General features: G+C 51.8%; 1 rRNA gene. It reads left to right on the forward strand.

What is annotated here, in order from left to right:
- Window positions 1-272: ribosomal RNA gene (locus AC0L20_RS41035) — 23S ribosomal RNA — on the forward strand; the annotation flags it as partial.

Here is a 272-nt window from a genome sequence, read left to right on the forward strand (position 1 = left end):
GATGACGAGTCGTCTTTTAGACGACGAAGTGGTTGATGCCATGCTTCCAAGAAAAGCTTCTAAGCTTCAGGTAACCAGGAACCGTACCCCAAACCGACACAGGTGGTTGGGTAGAGAATACCAAGGCGCTTGAGAGAACTCGGGTGAAGGAACTAGGCAAAATGGCACCGTAACTTCGGGAGAAGGTGCGCCGGTGAGGGTGAAGGACTTGCTCCGTAAGCTCATGCCGGTCGAAGATACCAGGCCGCTGCGACTGTTTATTAAAAACACAG

The organism is Bradyrhizobium sp. Kon58 (assembly GCF_055807455.1).